The organism is Thermodesulfobacteriota bacterium, from assembly GCA_035325995.1.
In the GTDB taxonomy this organism is placed as follows: Bacteria; Desulfobacterota_D; UBA1144; order Nemesobacterales; family UBA2774; genus JADLGH01.
Genome location: DAOKYU010000001.1, coordinates 96,459 through 116,020, shown reverse-complemented (window position 1 = coordinate 116,020; position 19,562 = coordinate 96,459). Strand labels below are relative to the sequence as shown.

The window sequence follows — 19,562 nt, the reverse complement described above, 5'->3', positions numbered from 1 at the left end:
TACATTCGAGCTCGAAATGTATGCAAAGTTATGAGGAGCAGGCTGCAAATATGGCGGGAGTTGGCTCCCCGTTTGCAACCCTCTTCATAACCGTTCTCTTTCTCCCGCAGTTAACCAAAAACCTTCAATATCAACGGGTTATCAAAAATCAGGCGGTTCCCGGCGGACCGGAAGCGTCGTCAAACTCAATTTCCCTTACACCTATTCTTCCAAGATACGTTTCCGAGCAATCTGTTCGATCTTGGCAGCATCAATACCTCCATCAGGCGCATCCTGAGATGTAATCAATCGATCCGAAAAACCGTTTTCCTTATACCAAGTCTGTTTTCGTTCCCACGCCTCGCGATAGCTGGGAACGTTTAGCATACCAAGATGTTCCCAATAAAAAACATCCCCTTCAAAGCTGACCGTGAAGTCAGGAAGGCGAAAGTCCTTCGGATCAGTCCGCGAATAGAGCGGCTGCTCGTAGTCGTAGCTGATCCCAAGCGCATCCAACACATCTGCCACGACAACCTCGCTCTTGGAGCGGACAGCAATGCCCTTCCGCGTACGATGGATGAGTGCCTCCAGGTGAGGTCGCTTCACATCATCCGGTCGAAGGGCTATCGTGAACATATGAGTATTCCGCAACCGGGTGTCTGAGCAGTCCGGACTGCGTAAACGTCGGAGGGGCTCGATATCCTTTTCGACCAAAAGCACCAGCTTGCGACGGAACCGCGTGAGGCCGGTATAAATCAGTTCTCGCGACAAAGTCGAGGCTTTCTGCGGGATGATCAGGAAAACCACCTCGAAGTCGCTCCCCTGCGCCTTATGGACGGTCAACGCGTAGGCAAGTTCGAGGTATTCGTCAACCTGACCGCGGTAGTACCGATAGGAGGCGTCTATTTGCGTAGAAAAAACAGCGGCAAGGACATCGCTGCCTTCCTTCCTCTTGAAGGCCTCAGTAACAATTCCGATCTCGCCATTGGCGACGTAGTCCAGCCCACTTCCCTTGGGGTAGGCCCATCCATCCTTGCTTCGATTTCGAACCTGAATAACCTTGTCGGTCCAGACGATCTCATACTCACCGAAAGGTCGTGGCATCTTGCTCCACTGGCTCTGCGACTTCTGAAGGAGACCTGCCTTGTATTCTCTCTGAATCAGGCGGTTGAGATCGTCAGTGCCGAAATGTTGCGTACGAGTGGGTGAGAGGATTTGCCACGCCTCACTGCGGACCCAGTCCTTCTGATCGATCCCAAGCGACCGATTGAAGCTCTTGTAGTCATTATCACGGATACCAAGTATATTAGCCATCCGCCCCTTAAGCTTGGCAAGCAGATCGTCGTGGTCGTCCCAAAACACAATATCCAGGTCGCCCATCGACTGGCCCCGAGCGACTGAGGCCAGAATCTCGTCATCACCCGGATTGACGACTGATGTTCGGTATCCGTCCGCAAGCGCGAGGGCCACACTCTCCTCGGCTGGACCTCCCTCCTCCTCATCAACTCGCATGCAGACTGTAAGTGGAGCAATGCATTCAGGGTGGTCTCTCTGAAGCCACTCGATAATGTCAGCGAAAGGCCTCCCAGGTCCAATTGGTGGTAGCTGGTTGGGATCACCGACAAGAATCAGACGACTCAATGGGCCGGAGTCAAGAGCACGCAGCAATGTGCCAAAGAGGTCCGTTGGGATCATTGAACACTCGTCAATAATAACGGTGGTCGCTTGAAAGGGGCTCTGATCGCTTTGTTTTTTGAGTACGAAAATATCGGGCACGAACCAGCCCTGCTTAAGCAGAAACTGGTGAGTGGTCATTGCATTTCGACCGGTTTTAGTGGAAAGCCGAACGCGGGCCTTTCCGGTGGGAGCCAGCAAGAGCGTGGGATGTCGACCCTCGACACGCACCAATTCCTGGAGAAATACCTTCAGTACCGAAGTCTTGCCAGTACCGGCCCCACCTGTCAGTACGCTCAGTCGTCGTGAGAAGAGCGTTGAGAGAGCAGCTCGCTTTTCCTCCAGCGCTGCCCTTTCCCGCTCGGATTTCGGTTCGCCAAAGAGCTTCTTCAGGGCGCCGAACCAATCAATCGGAGGCTTGACCGCCGGATTCGTCTTCTTGGCCCGTCGCTTAATCAGCGAAGCAGCGAACTCCTCTAGGGCCCGAAGGTGCTTGAGCGCGACAAGCTCGGGATCGGAGTCGAAGGCCGTCCACAGGACTTCTCGATAGAATTCGGCTTCGGCCAATACGACTTCCCGATCTGGCCGACATGCCCTTTTCTCGGGAAAGCGTCCGATGATCTTGCTCAGGAAGTCGGCGAATGTGAGGACAGTATCACCGTTATTTGCGGCCTCCTGGAGAATCGCAACACCAACCGCCCGAACCCTACGCCGGTCGTCGTGAGAGATTTCGTCTGCATCGGGAAACACCGCGGCATCCCCTTCGGGCCTCAAGCCATGATCGACTGTCTCCAGCGCCACGGGATCGGAGTCCGCCGACCCAAGGTCGCACTCGGATAGGATGTAAGGGTTGGCGACCAAATCCTTCTCGGTCGCGTCGATTCCGCTTGCTGCCCGCTGGTCCGGATTGGCGATCCGCTGCACCTGGCCCGGGGTGAGCTCAAGCCGGGCGAGCTTGGACAGCAATGCATGGCGAGTTTTTAGGACACGCCAGCGCTCTCTCGCTTTGAGGAGCCCAGTCCTGTATGTTCCTTTGTCCGGTTCGACCCTTCCTTCAAGGATTGACAGGACATAGTCCCAGGAATTTTCACCCCGTTTTGCCATTGGTGCCAGCACAGTTCGCTGAAACGAGGTCCCCTTTGAAAACCCGAGGTACTGGAGCACGCTTCCAGCGCCAGGGAACGGGCCTCGACCGCTCCATGCCTCGGCCAGGACGTCGTTTAGCCAATCGAGGCGTCCGTCCCAATCAAAAGCGACGCGCCCCTCAGCCTTGACGCGCTCCACACACTGTATAACGCGCTCAATGATGGCAACCGCGACGTCGTCGGAAACATGTTCCCCTCCGTATGAGAATGGAAGCAGCGCGCTCCGTGGAACTCGGCAGATGATATCGTCAGTGCTGTGACCATCCCGCAGGTATTCTTGGTAAGGGATACGAACCCCCTGCTTAGGGTACGCCTGGGTAATCCGTCGGGACCATACTGGATACTGATCCTGGTACTTTGGGGTTGTGCCAAAATAGAGCTGAGGACCAACCTCAGCGATTCTTCCAATACCGACAATAATTCGCGGCGAGTTCTCATCCAGGGGATTCCCATGGTTGCAGTAATAGAACACAAGTGATTTCTTTGGCTCAAGTTTTCCCCAGAATCCCTTGAGAAGTTCACGCTGACGGTCAGGCTCAAAAACCCAACCATTACTTCGCGGATTGTCTGGCCCCCGAAGCGATATATCTTCAGCTTCGCAGACCTCTTGGACAAATTCCTCGCGCATCCAACGGTAAGGTGCTGGACATGATGAATATGGAGGTATGTCTTCTGAGACTGCTGGTAGCCCCCGAAACTCAAGCGGGTCTTGATGTGTAATCGAAAATCCTCTTTCGGCGTACGCCGCTGGATCACGAGAGCATGGTGGCAACCATCCGTCCAACTCGACGAGAGGTTTGCCGGCTGCTGCGCGCTCCTTTTCATCATTCCGCGAATCACGTATGTGTTGGTGGACAATGCAGTGAGCGTTGAGGTGCGGCAGGTCACAAACGTGACCATCCCAAGCCCGATCATGCCATGCCAACCTTACTGACAGATGCGTGGTCATGCTTTCTCACCCCTGTTACCTTCCAATGCTAATCCCCCGATCCTTCCCATTTCTTCCAGAATGGTCTTTACATCGCAGAGATGAGTCTCGACGAACTGAATGGTGGTTTCAAGTTCGCCGAGTCGCAATGGAGCATCCAGTGAGTCCATGTTCAGAAGGGCTTTTCTCAGATCGGCCATAGCTGCTTCGTCCTTCTTGACAAGCTCTTTGTACATTGCAGCGCAAAGTGGGCATAGGGCCAAAAACTGCGCCTCATGCTCCTTGGGTAAGATGTCCTTGGTAAACGTCTCAACTGCTTCAAAGTAATACTCGCCATCAAGCTTCTTAAAAGGCATTTCCTTCTTGCAGATCTGACATACCATTTGGCCGTCATAGTTGGTGTACTGTTCCCTGAGCCATAGAGAAGGATCGATAGTGCCTCTGGTTGTCCGAACGCTTCTTTCGCGCTCTTCATATTCCTTGTTAGAGGATTCGGAGAGCAGATCTGTTACCCGTTCTTGTCGACGCTCTGGATTAGTCACCGTTCTTGTTGGGAATATCGGCCTGGTATTTCTTGATGCGATTTCAGCCTTTAGCTGAGCAAACTCGTCCGGATGCATCTTCAGAAATTCGATGTCCTCAAGAGAGACTCCGAGCATATTGGCATGTTCACGTTTCTTATCGTCTTCGGAAGAGGCCCTATGACCAACACCTTGATTAATACCGAGAGCATCGTTCAATTCCTCTGCCCCTTGAAAGTCGTCAAGAAGCTGATCTGTGTTAATGTCCCCCGGTTTTTCTATGCTCCCGTCCCGCGTAGGAATCCACTTCGTGTTCCTAAGGCGGGTCAGCATTTGAGAGTCGAAGGACTTGCTATGGCCGCTATAGTAAAACCAATGATAGCGACCCCTGAAAAACGAGGAGTCCAATTCCAAATGCTCTTTAAGATAGCCCCACAGGACGAGAGCTACTTTCGCCTTATCTTCAAAACTCTGAAGTGACTCGAAGGATTCAAGGAAATCATCCAACCCATGAAGGTAATAGTTTTCGATTGTCTCGGCACGCGTAGAGTATTCACGTACGCCAGAAGGCAAGTCATCAGAAAACAGGATACGCCGTGGCAGAGTCGCAATGCCAAGGTCGATCAAAATATCTGAGGATGCTGAAGCCAGCGGCTGTTCGGATAAAAACCACGCGTCTGTCGTTCCAGAAAAATATTGCCGCAAAGTCGGATTATCCTGGTAGATATCGAGCGGTTTTTTATATGTCAGGTTTCCAACAGGGTCGACAGCCTTGAGAAAAGGTGTTTGCATTGCCTTCTGGATCACTCTTTTCTTACCGGCCTCCGAATCAGAGGTCAACGCGCGTAGAAGTTTAAGAATATCCGCCGCATGCTCGGTCTCGGAAATCGTGGACAAATCACTTTTGGAGTACTTGGGTAAAACCCTTTCGACAATGTCATCAAACACATTCGGTTCCGATAAGCCCAAACGCTTCAGGAAATTTCCCGCTTGCTCATCGCTTGCAATCGACCGCTTCACAATTGGGAAGTCGGTGTCTTCCGGAGGAGGTAAAAAGGCATTAGGAGTTGTGCCGTCAGCCCGAAAAGGTATCACATGACTATCATCTTCAAGACGGAGAATAGGCCTGGAACGGAGAACCCCTCCCGAATCACCAGACCACCGTGGAGCACGCCAAAGCGCCTCTTGGCCAGACAGGTACCCATAAAACTCCGCCAGCCATTCATCGACTTGAATTGACAAGAAAGACTGAGTGATCCTTCGGGCAAAGCTGTCGGGTGTGATCTCCTCGACCTCCAGTTCATTAAGCAAGTATGTGCGTAGCTCCGGGGTTCGATCCTGAGTAATGTTGCCAGCCAGCCACTCGACAGTTGCGTCTGATTGAAAAAGTTTGCGAAGCTGCTCATGATCCAGCAGTTTTCTGAGGTCTGCGCCACGAGCAAGTTTTGCATTTCGCGCTGAGACGAAGCTGCCGTCATCTGCGGGCAGCAGGTCTTGGGTTAAAAGAGCATTTCGGACAGCATCAAAGATCGGATAGAACATGCCATCTTCTGGAAAATCATCCGCTCTTATGGGTAGGGCCTCAAGTAGCGAGACGCTCAATAGACCGAGGTCCTTGAGCTGCGGCAACACGTCAGCCATAAGGCACGATGTCTCATTTACCAGTGTCGCATTCCAATCGTCTTCTTTCGGTATATTGTCCCTTGCCGGCGTAGTCCTGTATGGACCTTGAATCAAAAAGCCAAACCGGGTTTCCTTTTCAGTCGGGAAGAAGACCACAAGTGGTGAGTCTTTTGTTCTTGCCACCTCTTCCCGTTGTTCTTTCTCGTTCCATTGAAGGCGAAAAGCAATCTCGATCGGGACTTGACCTGGGCAATTCCCGTCACGATCAGGCACTGCCACGGGGCGCTCAAATATCAACCAACTTTCACTTTCATCTTCGCCGTTGTTCTGCCCAATTACCGTTACTTCGCGTACATTTCCTCGCTTAGTCTCGTCCCGCAGATAAACACCACCCATCCCATCCGGTAATCTGTATTCGATTTCCTTGATCTTACGAAGAAAAAGCAATGTTCTGGCGCTTAGCTTACACAGTCTTGTACTGATCTCCCTGCACGCAATTGCCGGTTCCACATCCTCTTTGTTAAACGGAAAGGCGAAGAGGGTGGTCCATGAATCTCCGATGTCTCGCCACTGGACGGCATATGGCCGAACGTAGTTCTCGACTCTAAAGCTTTCATCGCCTGAGTGAATTTCAGGTGTAGTCGTGTATGCGTAGACAGACTTGAAACCTATCCCGAACTTGCCGATCTGAGTGAGATCTTCAGTCTTCGTTCCTTCACCGACCCCGCAAATGCCACGCACGTCTTGTTCATTAAATAGGCGGCCGTCATGAAGAACTTCGAGCCTGTCTTCTGCAAGTTGGAAGAGTACCTTCGACGCCCCGGCATCCTCAGCGTTTTGCAGAAGTTCGAAGATAAAATGCGTCCTATCCGTATATAGTCTGCCCAAAAAGGATAGATGACGTGTTCCTTGCCCATACTCGCGGATGTTGTCGTCACGTATTTTATCGTAGTCACTCGGCATGAGGCGTATCTCCAACGATCTGAATCAATCCGTATGCGACCGGCTCAGCGATTATATCCGCCCTTTCCATGGCGATGTCCACATCCTGAATACGTCTGGCGTAATCTGCCTCAGCAGCGGAGATTTGAGACTGTCGCATTTTCTGAATCTTTTCGTTGCTGGCCTGCTTAAGTTGCTCCTCGAGAAGCGCTATCCGCGCCCGATGACTCGTTGTAAGGCTCTCGCGGCGATATTCCGCTAATTCCAGCGTTCTTTGCCGGTGCCTTTCCCGTTCCTCAGACCATAGTTTATAATGTTCGGCATCAAGCTTTTCCCAGCAATTTGGATCGATTTCCTTAGTACCTTCCTCAACAAGATCTGTAGCCTTTTCCAGTAAACGGGAAAGGAGAGAGGTGACTGTTGGGGAAGAAGCAACCGGACGCAAAGCCAAATCCTCCTTGATACCATGAAAACGCCATTGATAGATTGCGAACTCGTACAGGCCGGGAGGAACCTCGCCGGAGTATGTCTTAAGTATTGTCACTGCTCGTTTTTTTCCACTAAAGGAAACGGCAGCTTGTCGGACCAGGGGATGCAACGGCATAATAAATGCCGCCTCAGGATGCTCCCTTGCGCAGTCAGATTCAAAGGTCACCAGAAGATGGGGATTACCTCCTTTAAGCCAGTTTTCCCAATCGCGGTAGGCAGTTGTGTTATGTTTGGGAAGTTGCTGATAGTCTCGCAGAAGGATACTTCGGGCTTCCTGCGAAAGACGAAGCGTTTTTAGGGGTCTTTCACCCAGGAGAAACTCCTGATCTTTCCCGCAGCTCTCTTGTAAATAGAGACGGACAATCCTTTGCATGGAGGTCGGCGATAACCAATAACTTGAGGCATCCTCGATTTCTTTCCTCATCCGGTCTTCAGGCAAGCGGATGCCGAAAAGCTCCATTTGTCGTTGCTCGAGTTCCTCTTGCTCACGGATCAGTCGAATCTTATTGTCCGCCAATTGCTGAAGCTTTGCCCTGCGATCCTCGTCACTCAAGGTAAAGTTTTCTGCAATATCTCGAATCTCCCTGGTAATTTCACCAAGAATCTCTTCGCTTCCGCCCAAAGCTCCATTAAACACTCCTATGCGCAGAAGGCAACGTTCGTAGATATCGGCATCAACGGTGCCCGGCGTAATCAGGTTGATTATGGCAACGCTTTCGCTTTTCTGTCCGTTCCGGTCGATGCGGCCGATGCGTTGTTCCACGCGCATCGGATTCCAAGGCAAATCGTAGTTCACAATGCAATCACAGAATTGATAATCTAAACCCTCGCAGCCAATTTCCGAGAACAACAGGACATCCAAGCTGCCCCTATCGTCTCGATGCTTCTCGAAGCGACTACGGAGATCAACACGTTCTTCATCCGGTGTTCCGCCGTGTATCATCCCGACCCGAAAGCCATCCTCATTGAGATGGCGATAAAGGTAATTGAGCGTATGCCTGAAGCTGCTAAACAACATCACCTTGTTATTGGGCAGCTTCTGCTTGGTCCGGATAATGGCGCGTAGCGCCTCCAGTTTCGGATCATAGGGATCGAGTAACCGCGCACTCTCAAGAAGTGATTGGATCTGCGATTGTATTGGCTCTACCGTCTCGCCCTGCGGAACAGCGGCGGAGTTATCGGCCTCCTCCCAGGACAGCTCATCAAGATGGCGATTCAGAATATCCTCAAGAAAGGGCACAAGGCCGAAAAGGCAACTCGCAGCCTGACGTCTGATCGTGGTCATCATGAATTTGACATTGATGTCTCCGTGAAGCCGGTCGAATATCTCGGCCTGAACTCGGAGGAGTTCGTCATGTAGACGCTGCTGGGCAGGCGTGAAGGGAACGACCACTGTCTCAGGTTTCCGTATCGTGAAATCGCCTATGTCCCTACGGCGGGTTCTATTGATAATCCCTGCGAAAGTGTGCATGGCTTCCAAATCGGTGATGAGCTGCACACGTTCTTCATTTGTGACGTCGCCTTCGGACAACCTGGAACGTATTCGTATAAAATTTGGATTGTAGCGCAGGATCGCCTTACCCCAAGCGGTGGCCGCTGCTTGATCAAGGGCTTCGCTTGCCCGCGTTTGCCATTCCGGCTCTTGAGCCCGTGCAAGCGATATCGCCTGGTTAATGGAAGGGTTGGGTTCCGCCATGTGAGCGAAACTCTCCTGATCGATGATCAAATCGGGACGGAGCGTATTGAGGAGGACGAAAAGATCGTTGCTGCCGAGCTGGATCGGTGTTGCAGTTAAAAATATAACGGCCTCTGCATGGTCACAGAAAAAACGCACAGCTTTGTGGCTGAATGTATCCTGATTGCGGATATGGTGTGCCTCGTCAACGATGACGAGATCGAAGCGAGGAGGCGGATCAAGGTCGAGCAGACCCTTCTTGCGTTTTCGCCTGCCGTCAGGTCCTGAACCATAAAGCAGAACTTCATCGAACAAGGAATAGGGAACAATCACCCTCTGGTGTTGCTCGGGCCAGACCCCTTCAAGGTCCATCTCGTTTATACAGTAACGAAGGGTGCTACCATCGAGATGTGTGAAACGCTCCTCGAAGCGCTTCATCTCGTTCATCCATTTGCGCTCGGTTACCAACGGGCGAGGGCAGACAATGAGAACTGACCGGATATCACGTCTTGCTTGCAATTCGCGGAGAATAAGCCCTGCCTCGATGGTCTTGCCGACACCCACGCCGTCGGCAATTAATAACCGAGGTCGATCCGACCGGATGAACCTCAGCACGGGCCGAAATTGATACGGAATGAAATCCACACGGGCGGCGTTGAGCGAATAAAGTGTAGACAGACCGGGATATCTGATTTGCAGCGCTGTCAGATAGGCGTGGAACTGATCACAGGAAAAAAACTCGGTGTTGTCATCTGAAATATCTTCGGGCTTTAACTGAGACGCATAGTAGGTCTGGGTTTCACCACTCACAAAGATCTTAAAGCGATTTTCCGGTTTGCCCGGCAGGACGGAAATTACAGCGCCACGAATACTTGGGTCAGACCGAACACATACAATCTGCCCCGGTTCAAATTCAGCACCATTTTCTTTGGGCGTCAGAGAGGATTCAAGGGCAGCGGCATCGGTTTTCTCAGGCATTTCCGTCTCTGTAGTGACAAGGGCCGTCTTTAGGGATCGCACTTCTCGTATCAATGTTTCATTCGCCTCGATGACCACGGCAAAACGCTGGAGGGTGTCCAGGTCGCGGTATACATCATCAAGAGGAAAGCCTTCGGTGGTCGCATGTGCCCACCGGTTACGGATAGTCTGCATCTCCTTGACGAAATGACGTGACTCCGATGTCAGGCCGAGCTTGTTGGAAATCTGGTACCAGTTCTGATCGAGCACTCGAAGCAGCGCGGCGAGGTCTAGAGCACCGAGGGAGGCGATGCCCCGTTGTTCCATCCGTCGCCGCTGTTGGAACGACAAATTGTTCACGACGGCCTGATTCCACCAATCCTCGAAAAGGGATGGCAGCTCCCTCTCAAGGAACATAGCAAGATACTTCGCCACCTCGCCTAAAAGCCTCGAAAGAGTGGCTTGGGTATTTTGGTCATCAAGAAGGCCTGCCATATGCTATTCCTATCTCAATTCCATGGAGGATGGTGCTTCCGCTGTTCCCAGTTCGTGAGCCAATCCATCAAGCTCTTCCTGGGCCTTCCGCAGAATCAGGGCCGCACATTCCATGCAGTAGTTGTTCTTCGACATGTTCTCCTTGATGACCAGGCACTTGTCGCCCTGGCAGATAACGTGCTCCTGGTTCCGCGAGCAGTGTCTCCGCCGCTGGGCGGTTTCGAAGCAAGCGGATACGAGAAGGCGTTTTAGCTTGGGCATAGGTCATCTCCTTGAAAGGCGCTCCTGGATTTGGGCCTGGACGGCGTCCCCGATCTGGTCGATCTGTTCCAGAACCTCCTCCAGCCGCTCAAGCGGGATTTCGCCACGAGAACCGCCGTCGGCCTCGAGCCGCTCATTAACGGCTCCGTTCACGATCATGATGACCGCCGCGTAGTTGTTGGCGCTTCTCAGTTCGGGGTAGGCCAGGACGATGTTGCGGCCGTTTATGGACGCGCCAAGGGCGTTCAGGATTCTGCTGGCCAGGGCACGGGAGCGCTCGTTGAGCCTTCGGCGGGCCTCCTGTCGTCGTCGTTGGGGCGTGACCGGTATTTCCCGGGGCTCCATACTCTCGCGGGTCCGAGCCTGGATGAGGCGCTGGCGGAGATTTTCGCGGGATAACCCAAGAGCCTCAGGGTCAAGGCCGCGTCTGCGAAACTCCTGGACGAGGTCGTCGATCACAGCGTCATCCATCGGGTCGAGGTATTCCTGCTCAATGAAGTGGCTGATGATCTCGTTCTGCACCACCATGTCCGGTGTCAGGCGTCTGCGGCGGCCCGGCTCGTCGGCTGGAGGTCGCTCGTCGCCCGCTTCAAGCCAGCCTTGGATGAGTTCCTGGTCCTCCTGGTCGATTCGCCGGAAATCCTCCCAATGTCGGTCGATGTTCAGGCCCACATGGGAGACCGCCACGCCCCGGTTGTCCGGGTGCTGGGGGTTGTTCTGGTGGATCACCCGCATGACCCTTCCAATGAACTGGACATAGGGCGATAGCGACCGGAAGGGCTGGAAGATCGCGGCCACGCTCAGATTTGGGTGATCAAATCCCTCGCCGAGCATCCGGACCTGAACAATGCAATCGATCCGGCCGCGTCGGAGGTCCTGGAGCACATCTTCAATTTCCTCCGCCGGCATGTTGCTGTGAATTTCACGCGCCTGCAACCCGCGCTCGGCGTAAAGGGACCGCACCTGCCGGGCGTGGTCCACCGAACAGGCGACCGCGATCAGTTGATGGAATGTGCCGGTCTCCCGGAGGTGTTGAAGCCACTGAATGCTGGCGTCAACGATGGACCGGTTGCACTCCGGCGCGAGGGCCACACCCCGGCTGAACCATTCCTCGTCCCGGAGTTGAAGGACCTCTTCAAGCGTGTGTTGCCTGGCGTCCCCGCGATAGGTGAAGGAGATCTCCTGGGGCGCGACATTCACAGCGGTGATCTGCTTGATGTACCCACGCACCATGGCCGTCCGGAACGGATACGCGTACACCCGCTCGCCGGCGATCTCGCGTCCGTCGCCCCTGAAAGGCGTGGCGGTCAGGCTTACGACCTTGGCGTTGGGGAACCGTTCGAAAACCCGTTCCCAACTTCTGGCGACGTTGTGATGGCCTTCGTCCACCAGGATCAGGTCGAAGAAATCATCCCCGAAGGCCGGAAGCCAGCGGTCAGCCCGGCTGGCCAATTGCTGGATGTTGGTGACCACGATATGCGAGTTCTCGCAGTCGTGGATGTTCGCGTCCTGGCCGTCCAGGACGGCCGTGAAGGGGCCATGACTCACGTCGGTCAGAACGCGCGTCGAGGTCCAGAAACATTCACGTCCGGCGACATCGAAGGAAGTGGAAATGCCCCGCCGAATCTCAAGGTTCGGAGCAATCACCAGGACCCGACCCTGGGCGGTCTCAAAAGGCAGCAGGGCCATGAGGCCGGTTTTGCCGCAGCCCACCGGAATTTGCAGGATGGCGTGCTCGGAACTGTTTCTGAAATGCTGGCGCGTGCGAAACCATCCCTCAACCTGGGGATCGCGCAGGTTCGGGTTGCCCTGAATATGGGGCCGCGTTGTGTTAAAGAATCTGGCTATCTCTTCGTTGGTCATGCTTTTTCCGTCCAGTCCTTGCAAAGGACTTCCGCTTGTTCCAAAACAAGCTCCGTGGCGTGGGCCTGCTTGTCCGGTGGATAGCCGTATTTGCGAAGAATACGCTTTATGATCACCCGCATCTGGGCTCGGACGTTTTCCCGGACTGTCCAGTCGATGGTAATGCTGTTTCGCACCGCCTTGACGAGTTCTTGAGCGATCAGCCGCAATGTCTCATCGCCGAGCACGGCAACTGCGCTATCGTTGACCTCAAGCGCATCGTAGAAGGCAACCTCGTCATCCGTCAGCCCCAGCTTCTCACCCCGCTGGTTTGCCTCGCGCAGGTCCTTCGCCAACGCGATCAATTCTTCGATCACCTGTGCCGTCTCAATGGCCCGGTTTTGGTATTTCTTGATTGCATTCTCAAGGAGCTCTGCAAACGACCGGGCTTGGACGATGTTCTTTCTTCCGCGTGCCTTGATCTCGCCTTCCAGCAGCTTGCGCAGCATCTCCACCGCCAGGTTCCTTTGCGGCATGCCGCGCACTTCCGCCAAAAACTCGTCGGACAGGATGGAGATGTCGGGCTTCTTTAGTCCCGCGGCTGCGAAGATATCGATGACCTCATCCGAAGACACCGCCTTCGAGACGATCTGCCGGATGGCGAGCTCGATCTCCTCCGGGCTGCGGCGACCGTCCCCCGTGCTCTTGGTCAGCACGGACTTCACCGCCTGGAAGAAGGCCACGTCGTCCCGAACCTCCAGCGCCTTCTCATGTGGAACGGCCAGCGCAAACGCCTTCGACAACTCGCCAACCGCTTTCACCAGCCGGTTCTTACCGTCATCCTGGGCCAGCACGTGTTCCTGCGCTGCCGGAAGCACAGAAAGCCTTTCCTGCGGCCCACCGGTCTTCCAAGTCGACCAGTTGAAGCCGTGGAAGATGCCACAGCAGACCTCGTAACGCTCCAGCATGACAGCCACGGCCTCTTCCTGATCAATAGCCGTCTGACCCTTACCGCCGCTCTCGGTGTAGTTAGCCAAGGCATACTTAAGCTGGTCGGCCAAGCCCAGATAATCCACCACGAGGCCACCGGGCTTGTCCTTGAACACGCGGTTCACTCGTGCGATGGCCTGCATCAACCCGTGGCCGCGCATCGGCTTGTCCACGTACATCGTGTGGAGGCACGGGGCGTCGAACCCTGTCAACCACATGTCGCGGACGATAACTACCTTGAACGGTTCCTTCGGGTCCTTGAAACGCTTTGCCAGTTCCTCGCGGCGAGGCTTGTTGCGGATGTGTGACTGCCAATCGACCGGGTCCGATGCCGAACCCGTCATCACAATCTTGAGGATTCCCGCGCCATCGTCATCATGGTGCCAGTCCGGACGGATCGCCACGATGGCCCTATATAACTCGACGCAGATGCGACGGCTCATGCAGACGATCATCGCCTTGCCGTCCATCGCCTCCAGTCGTCGCTCGAAGTGCTTCACCAGATCCTCGGCGATCAGATTCAACCGCTTCTCCGTCCCGACCAGAGCCTCGAGCTGTGCCCACTTGGTCTTCAGTCGCTCCTTGTGCTCGACCTCTTCGCCCTCGGTGGCCTCCTCGAACTCCTCGTCCAGCAGGGGTCGGGCGTTTTCGTCGAGTTCAAGCCTTGCAAGTCGGCTCTCGTAGTAGATAGGTACGGTCGCTCCGTCCTTCACTGCCCGCTCGATGTCGTAGATGCTGACGTAGTTGCCGAAGACCGCGCGGGTGTTCTTGTCGGTCAATTCGATAGGGGTGCCGGTAAACCCGATGAAGGAGGCGTTCGGCAATGCCTCGCGCATATGCCGGGCAAAGCCGTCGATGAAATCGTATTGGCTGCGATGCGCTTCGTCGGCGATCACGACTATATTACGGCGGTCCGATAGAAGCGGGTGTTGATCCTCGCTGTCGGTCGGGAAGAACTTGTGAACCGTCGTGAAAACGACTCCGCCGGAGGCGGTCGTCAGTAACTCCCGCAGGTTCGCCCTGCTCTGGGCCTGCATGGGCTGCTGGCGAAGTAATTCGTGACAGCGCGCGAATGTGCCGTAAAGCTGGTCGTCCAAGTCATTTCGGTCGGTGATCACTACCAGCGTCGGGTTCTTCATCGCCGGGTGCAGCACCACCCGCCCGGCGTAGAACGCCATCGTCAGACTCTTGCCCGAGCCCTGCGTGTGCCACACCACGCCGACGCGCTTGTCGCCGCCAGTGCCCGCCGCACGCACCGTCGAATCCAGCGCCAGGTTCACCGCGTGGTACTGGTGATACCCGGCCATTTTCTTGATAAGGACGCCACCACCCAAATCTTCGAACACGATAAAATGCCGGATCAGGTCCAGGAACCGTCGTTTCCCAAACACGCCCTCGATCACGACTTGAAGCTGAGGCAGCCGGTTGTCTGCCAGTTCCTCGCCCTCAATGGTGCGCCAGGGCATGAACCACTCGCGGTCAGCCGTCAGCGTGCCGATCCGCGCCTCCACGCCGTCCGAGATGAGCAGCGCCTCGTTGAATGCAAAAAGGGAGGGGATCTGTTGCTTGTAGGTCTGAAGTTGATTGAAGGCCGACCAGATGGTGGCGTTTTCGGTGGCAGCATTCTTCAGTTCCATCACAGCTATTGGCAAGCCGTTGATGAACAGCACCACGTCAGGCCGGCGTTCGTGCTGATTCTCGACCACGGTGAACTGATTCACCGCCAGGAATTCGTTGTTCTCCGGCTCGTCATAATCGAGCACGCGGACGAGATCGCCGCCAATCGATCCGTCGGCCCGCTGGTATTCGACCGGTACTCCCTCGACCATGTACTTGTGAATCACATGGTTACTCGCCACCAACGACGGCGAGTCCGGCCGACTCAGTTTACGGAAGGCTTCCTCCAATGCGTCCGGCGGCACCTGCGGGTTGAGCCGCTCAAGCGCCTGGCGAAGCCGACGTTCGAGAACGACCTGTCCGTAGTTCTCGCGCTCGGCGGCGGGTTCACCGGGGGCGATTTCCGGCCCTGAAACGATCTGGTAGCCCATGCTTTCCAGCCATGCCAAGGCGGCTTGCTCGACGACAGATTCGGTGAAAGCGGTCATTCCTTTGCCCCCTTGAACTTCGCGGTGCGCTTTGCCCAAATCTCCTCTGGATTTTCCTTGGTCATGGCCGTCTGAATCGCGACGATGGCCTTTTGGGAGTATCGCTTGAATACCGCCTTTCCGATCTTGATCTCCTTGTAGCATTCAGGGTCATTACGAAGACCGACGTGATCCACGACAGCTACCGCCTTCGGCATTGTCAGCCCGACCTTTTCTGCGAGCTGCTTCGCACCCAAGTTGTAAAACCCAAGCTCATCGACGCGCTTCACCGCCACAACCGATGCTCCGGGCGTACCCTCAGGCACCAATTGGATCGGAATGCCTTCCTTCTTCGACAAGCGCAGGGACAAAGTTGGGCCTGCGCCATCTGCCGCAATCTCCACGGCCGCAGCGCCATAGAACGCGTTGGTCCAAGGCTTACCCTGTGACAGCTCCTTACCGATCCGCCGCAAGTCGGAGTCGCTGGGCTGTCCCTTCTCACCACGAACCGTCGCGTCGAGGATCGCTAGCGGGCGCAGACGTGCGAGGGCTTCAATCTGACGTCTCTGCCCGGGTTGCAGAATCTTCTTGATTTCCTTGACCTCCGAATCGAAAAGCGTGGCCAGATCCGTGGGAGGAGAGGTCGCGACCGGGAGCACCCGTTGAGGCAGGTGGCGTGCGAGGTCCTGATCGAAAACGCCCTTTAGCAAGTCGCGAAAAAGTGTGACGCCAGATTGTATGTGGACATAGAGTTGCCCTTCTGAGATGTCCAAGAGATGGTGCTGCGCCGCGTCCCGAAGTCCGTTGATCGTCTGCAGGACGAGTGCCTGCTCCTCTTTCAGATACTTGATTTTGCCATCACTGAGTGAGCGCCGCACACAGGCGTCGAACCCTATGGTTTCCTTTGCTCGCTTTTCACGGATACGCCCTCCCCTGTGCAAAATTGCGGCCTTCATAAACATCTCGAAGGCATGGTCAAGCTGGATAAGCGTGCTGCTGATCCGGCCACGATCGTGGGGTCGATTGAAGAGCTCGATGCTCAAGACCAGCGAATCAAAGGCCTTATCTAGAAGGAGCTTTGCCTCGCGCTTCATTTGCAACACCTCCCCACGATCCGCTCGGCGTCCGGCACCCGCAGCTCGCCGGAAATCAGCTTCGGCAGCAATGTGTCTCGGATGTTCGCCAACGATATGGTCTGCTCTTCATTCGTCTCAATCCGGTCGTCCAACAGCGACACGACGCGATCAAATGCTGCCAGCACATCTGGTGACGGCACGACAAATGGCAGCCGCTCAAAGTCCGCCTTGTTAATACTCCCAAACACTGTTCCTTCGGCCTCAAACTTGAGGAAATGTTGCGCTAGTTGATGCATGGAATAGTAGGTGAAAGAGCGACTGTTGCCACGATGACGGATCGCTGCCACTCCGCGGCCAACGGCGCACCGCTCCTTCGCCATGTTAACATCGCCAACAGGCGCTCGGACGCTGACCAGTGTGTCGCCCGGCTCGGCGAAACGTGTGGGCGATGTGCAATACACCCGTCTAGTAGGGTAACGGAACCCGAAGTCAGTCCTGCCCTGGTAGAAAGGAACGCCGTTCCCTATTTCGTTGTATGTGCTACCTGGCGGAGATTGTCCCATCGTTAGCCGAAAGTGTTGACCTACGTTGGAAGCGCTCCACCCCTTCGGAATCTCACCCAATTCGGAGTCCTCGAAGGAGTCCGGGAAAAGGGCGGCGATTTCGGGCTTGAGGTTGGGGCAGGCGGCGCGGCTGACTTGCTCGTCGGTCCACTTGGGATGCTCGCGCCGCACCGCAGCCTTGGCGCGCACCGGGTCGAAGTCCACAAACCAGCTCTTGAAGATCGCCCGCGCCATCTCCTCCAGCGTCCGATTCATTTGCCGGTTCAACTCGATCTTGTCGTCCAGCGTGCCGAGGATGCAGGCGATGGCTTCCTGTTCCTTGAGCGGAGGAATCGTCACCTCACGATGACTTAGAGCACTGGTCGGCACGCGCTGGCGACCCGAACTTCCCGTCATCTGCGAAATGCAGTATTGACGGACACCGTCCCATTTGGTCAGGTAGTAGGCGAAGCCGTTGTCCGTGACGTTGGGCCTGCCACGGATCACGATGAACTCTGTAGAGCCATGACCCACTTCTTCCGCTTTGGAAGCGGCATAGCGCGCGATCTTGCCATTCTCCAAGCAGGGTGTGATGCGAGCCATGAGCGTATCACCGTTCATGAACCGCGAGCCACCACCCTTGAACTCTCGTAATTCGCTGGGGCCAACACTGCGCGAGCCGGGATCGACTGCTTGCATATCGACAAACGGATAGACTTCGCCTCGTTCAAGGCGAACCGGAGGATTCACCAGAACGGCCTGGTCGAATGGCAAGGTTACCCAACCGTTATCCGCCATAGCCAATGTCCTCCAGGTTTGCCCAGATGATCTGGTCGAGCTTTTTCGATTTCTCGGTCTGCTCGCGCAGGGCGGCAGTCAGGCGGGCCATCTTTTCCTCAAACGGTTCCCCGTCGTCCTCGACCTCAGCCGCGCCGACGTAGCGCCCGGGTGTGAGAATGTGGCCGTGGTGCCGGATGTCGTCGAGCGTGGCGCTTTTGCAGAAGCCGGGCACGTCCTTGTACTTGACCTTGCAATCTTTGTCGCCGCGCCAGGCGTGGTAGGTTTCGGCGATCTTGCGGATGTCCTCCTCGGTCAGTTCGCGGTGGACACGGTCAATCATTGTCCCCAGCTTGCGGGCATCGATGAACAATGTTTCTCCGCGGCGGTCACGGAATCGGCCGTTCTTCTTCTGCCTGGCAATAAACCAGAGGCAGACGGGAATCTGTGTCGAGTAAAAGAGCTGACCGGGCAATGCGACCATGCAATCGACCAGGTCGGCTTCGATGATGGCCTTGCGGATTTCACCTTCCCCAGACTGGTTGGAGGACATCGAGCCGTTGGCCAGGACGAAGCCCGCCAAGCCGGTAGGGGCCAGGTGATGGATGAAGTGCTGGACCCAGGCGAAGTTCGCGTTACTGGCTGGCGGTGTGCCGAATTTCCATCGCTTGTCGTCCTTGAGCAACTCGCCGCGCCAGTCGCTGTCGTTGAACGGCGGATTGGCTATGACATAGTCGGCCTTGAGGTCCGGGTGCAGGTCCCGGTGAAAGCTGTCGGCGTGCTCCTTGCCGAGGTTGCCGTCGATGCCGCGAATGGCGAGGTTCATCTTGGCCAGCCGCCAGGTGGTGTGGTTGGATTCCTGGCCGTAGATGCTTATGTCGCCAATTTTGCCGCCGTGGGCCTCGACGAACTTCTCCGACTGGACGAACATGCCGCCGGAACCGCAGCACGGGTCATAGACTCGACCCTTGTAAGGGGCAAGCATTTCGACCAGAACACGGACAACGCAACGTGGCGTATAGAATTGGCCGCCCTTCTTGCCCTCGGCGCTGGCGAACTGAGAGAGGAAATACTCGTAGACCCGGCCGAGAATATCCTTGGAGCGGTTGGCCTTATCTCCCAGACCGATGTTGCCGACCATGTCGATGAGCTGACCAAGCCTCTGCTTGTCGAGACGCGGGTGTGCGTAGTCCTTGGGCAACACGCCTTTGAGCGATGGGTTATCGCGTTCGATGGCGAGCATGGCGTCGTCGATGACCTTGCCGATGGTCGGCTGCTTGGCTTCGGATTTGAGCTTGGACCAGCGCGCCTCTTTGGGCACCCAAAATATGTTGACGGCCCGGTACTCGTCGGGGTCTTCCGGGTCGGCTCCCTTGGCTCGGTCCGCTTCGAGCTTCGCGCGTTGCTCTTCGAAGGCATCCGAGATGTACTTTAGGAAAATCAGGCCGAGGACAACATGCTTGTACTCAGCGGCGTCCATGTTGGAGCGGAGGGCGTCGGCGGCACGCCAGAGTTCAGATTCGAAACCGAGATTCGCGCCGTTGTTCGTGTCTTTTGCCATG

Annotated in this window: 9 protein-coding genes; all 9 read right to left on the bottom strand. The window is 55.4% G+C overall.

The features are described from left to right. Nucleotides 1–201: 201 nt before the first annotated feature. The 9 genes from PKC29_00510 to PKC29_00470 all read right to left on the bottom strand — a co-directional run bounded on the left by PKC29_00510 (nucleotide 202) and on the right by PKC29_00470 (nucleotide 19,561). A complete protein-coding gene (locus tag PKC29_00510) occupies nucleotides 202–3,426 on the bottom strand; it encodes an AAA family ATPase (GenBank protein HML93894.1) in 3,225 nt (1,074 codons plus the stop codon). A 317-nt stretch (nucleotides 3,427–3,743) separates the two neighbouring features. Next, nucleotides 3,744–6,833, bottom strand: a complete 3,090-nt coding sequence (locus tag PKC29_00505; protein ID HML93893.1) for a hypothetical protein — start codon at nucleotides 6,831–6,833, stop codon at nucleotides 3,744–3,746. Further along, a complete protein-coding gene (locus tag PKC29_00500; protein HML93892.1) occupies nucleotides 6,823–10,428 on the bottom strand; it encodes a Swt1 family HEPN domain-containing protein in 3,606 nt (1,201 codons plus the stop codon). Before PKC29_00500 ends, PKC29_00505 begins: the two co-directional genes overlap by 11 nt. A gap of 9 nt (nucleotides 10,429–10,437) precedes the next feature. Further along, on the bottom strand, nucleotides 10,438–10,689 hold the full coding sequence (locus PKC29_00495) for a hypothetical protein (GenBank protein HML93891.1): 252 nt from the start codon (nucleotides 10,687–10,689) through the stop codon (nucleotides 10,438–10,440). A gap of 3 nt (nucleotides 10,690–10,692) precedes the next feature. Continuing rightward, a complete protein-coding gene (locus PKC29_00490; GenBank protein ID HML93890.1) occupies nucleotides 10,693–12,552 on the bottom strand; it encodes a DEAD/DEAH box helicase family protein in 1,860 nt (619 codons plus the stop codon). Beyond that, on the bottom strand, nucleotides 12,549–15,626 hold the full coding sequence (locus tag PKC29_00485; protein ID HML93889.1) for a type I restriction endonuclease subunit R: 3,078 nt from the start codon (nucleotides 15,624–15,626) through the stop codon (nucleotides 12,549–12,551). Before PKC29_00485 ends, PKC29_00490 begins: the two co-directional genes overlap by 4 nt. Continuing rightward, on the bottom strand, nucleotides 15,623–16,699 hold the full coding sequence (locus PKC29_00480; protein HML93888.1) for a hypothetical protein: 1,077 nt from the start codon (nucleotides 16,697–16,699) through the stop codon (nucleotides 15,623–15,625). The genes PKC29_00485 and PKC29_00480 overlap by 4 nt, the downstream gene beginning before the upstream one ends. Further along, nucleotides 16,696–18,021 carry a restriction endonuclease subunit S gene (locus tag PKC29_00475; protein ID HML93887.1) on the bottom strand — a complete coding sequence of 442 codons (1,326 nt, stop codon included), beginning with the start codon at nucleotides 18,019–18,021 and terminating at the stop codon, nucleotides 16,696–16,698. The genes PKC29_00480 and PKC29_00475 overlap by 4 nt, the downstream gene beginning before the upstream one ends. After that, on the bottom strand, nucleotides 18,011–19,561 hold the full coding sequence (locus tag PKC29_00470; protein ID HML93886.1) for a class I SAM-dependent DNA methyltransferase: 1,551 nt from the start codon (nucleotides 19,559–19,561) through the stop codon (nucleotides 18,011–18,013). Before PKC29_00470 ends, PKC29_00475 begins: the two co-directional genes overlap by 11 nt. Nucleotide 19,562: the final 1 nt, after the last annotated feature.

Bases quoted from the DNA above. Each gene is read 5' to 3' on its own strand.
- PKC29_00485 (HML93889.1), bottom strand. From the start codon at position 15,626: ATGACCGCTTTCACCGAATCTGTCGTCGAGCAAGCCGCCTTGGCATGG.
- PKC29_00495 (HML93891.1), bottom strand. From the start codon at position 10,689: ATGCCCAAGCTAAAACGCCTTCTCGTATCCGCTTGCTTCGAAACCGCC.
- PKC29_00490 (HML93890.1), bottom strand. From the start codon at position 12,552: ATGACCAACGAAGAGATAGCCAGATTCTTTAACACAACGCGGCCCCAT.
- PKC29_00500 (HML93892.1), bottom strand. From the start codon at position 10,428: ATGGCAGGCCTTCTTGATGACCAAAATACCCAAGCCACTCTTTCGAGG.
- PKC29_00475 (HML93887.1), bottom strand. From the start codon at position 18,021: ATGGCGGATAACGGTTGGGTAACCTTGCCATTCGACCAGGCCGTTCTG.
- PKC29_00470 (HML93886.1), bottom strand. From the start codon at position 19,561: ATGGCAAAAGACACGAACAACGGCGCGAATCTCGGTTTCGAATCTGAA.
- PKC29_00480 (HML93888.1), bottom strand. From the start codon at position 16,699: ATGAAGCGCGAGGCAAAGCTCCTTCTAGATAAGGCCTTTGATTCGCTG.
- PKC29_00510 (HML93894.1), bottom strand. From the start codon at position 3,426: ATGCGCGAGGAATTTGTCCAAGAGGTCTGCGAAGCTGAAGATATATCG.
- PKC29_00505 (HML93893.1), bottom strand. From the start codon at position 6,833: ATGCCGAGTGACTACGATAAAATACGTGACGACAACATCCGCGAGTAT.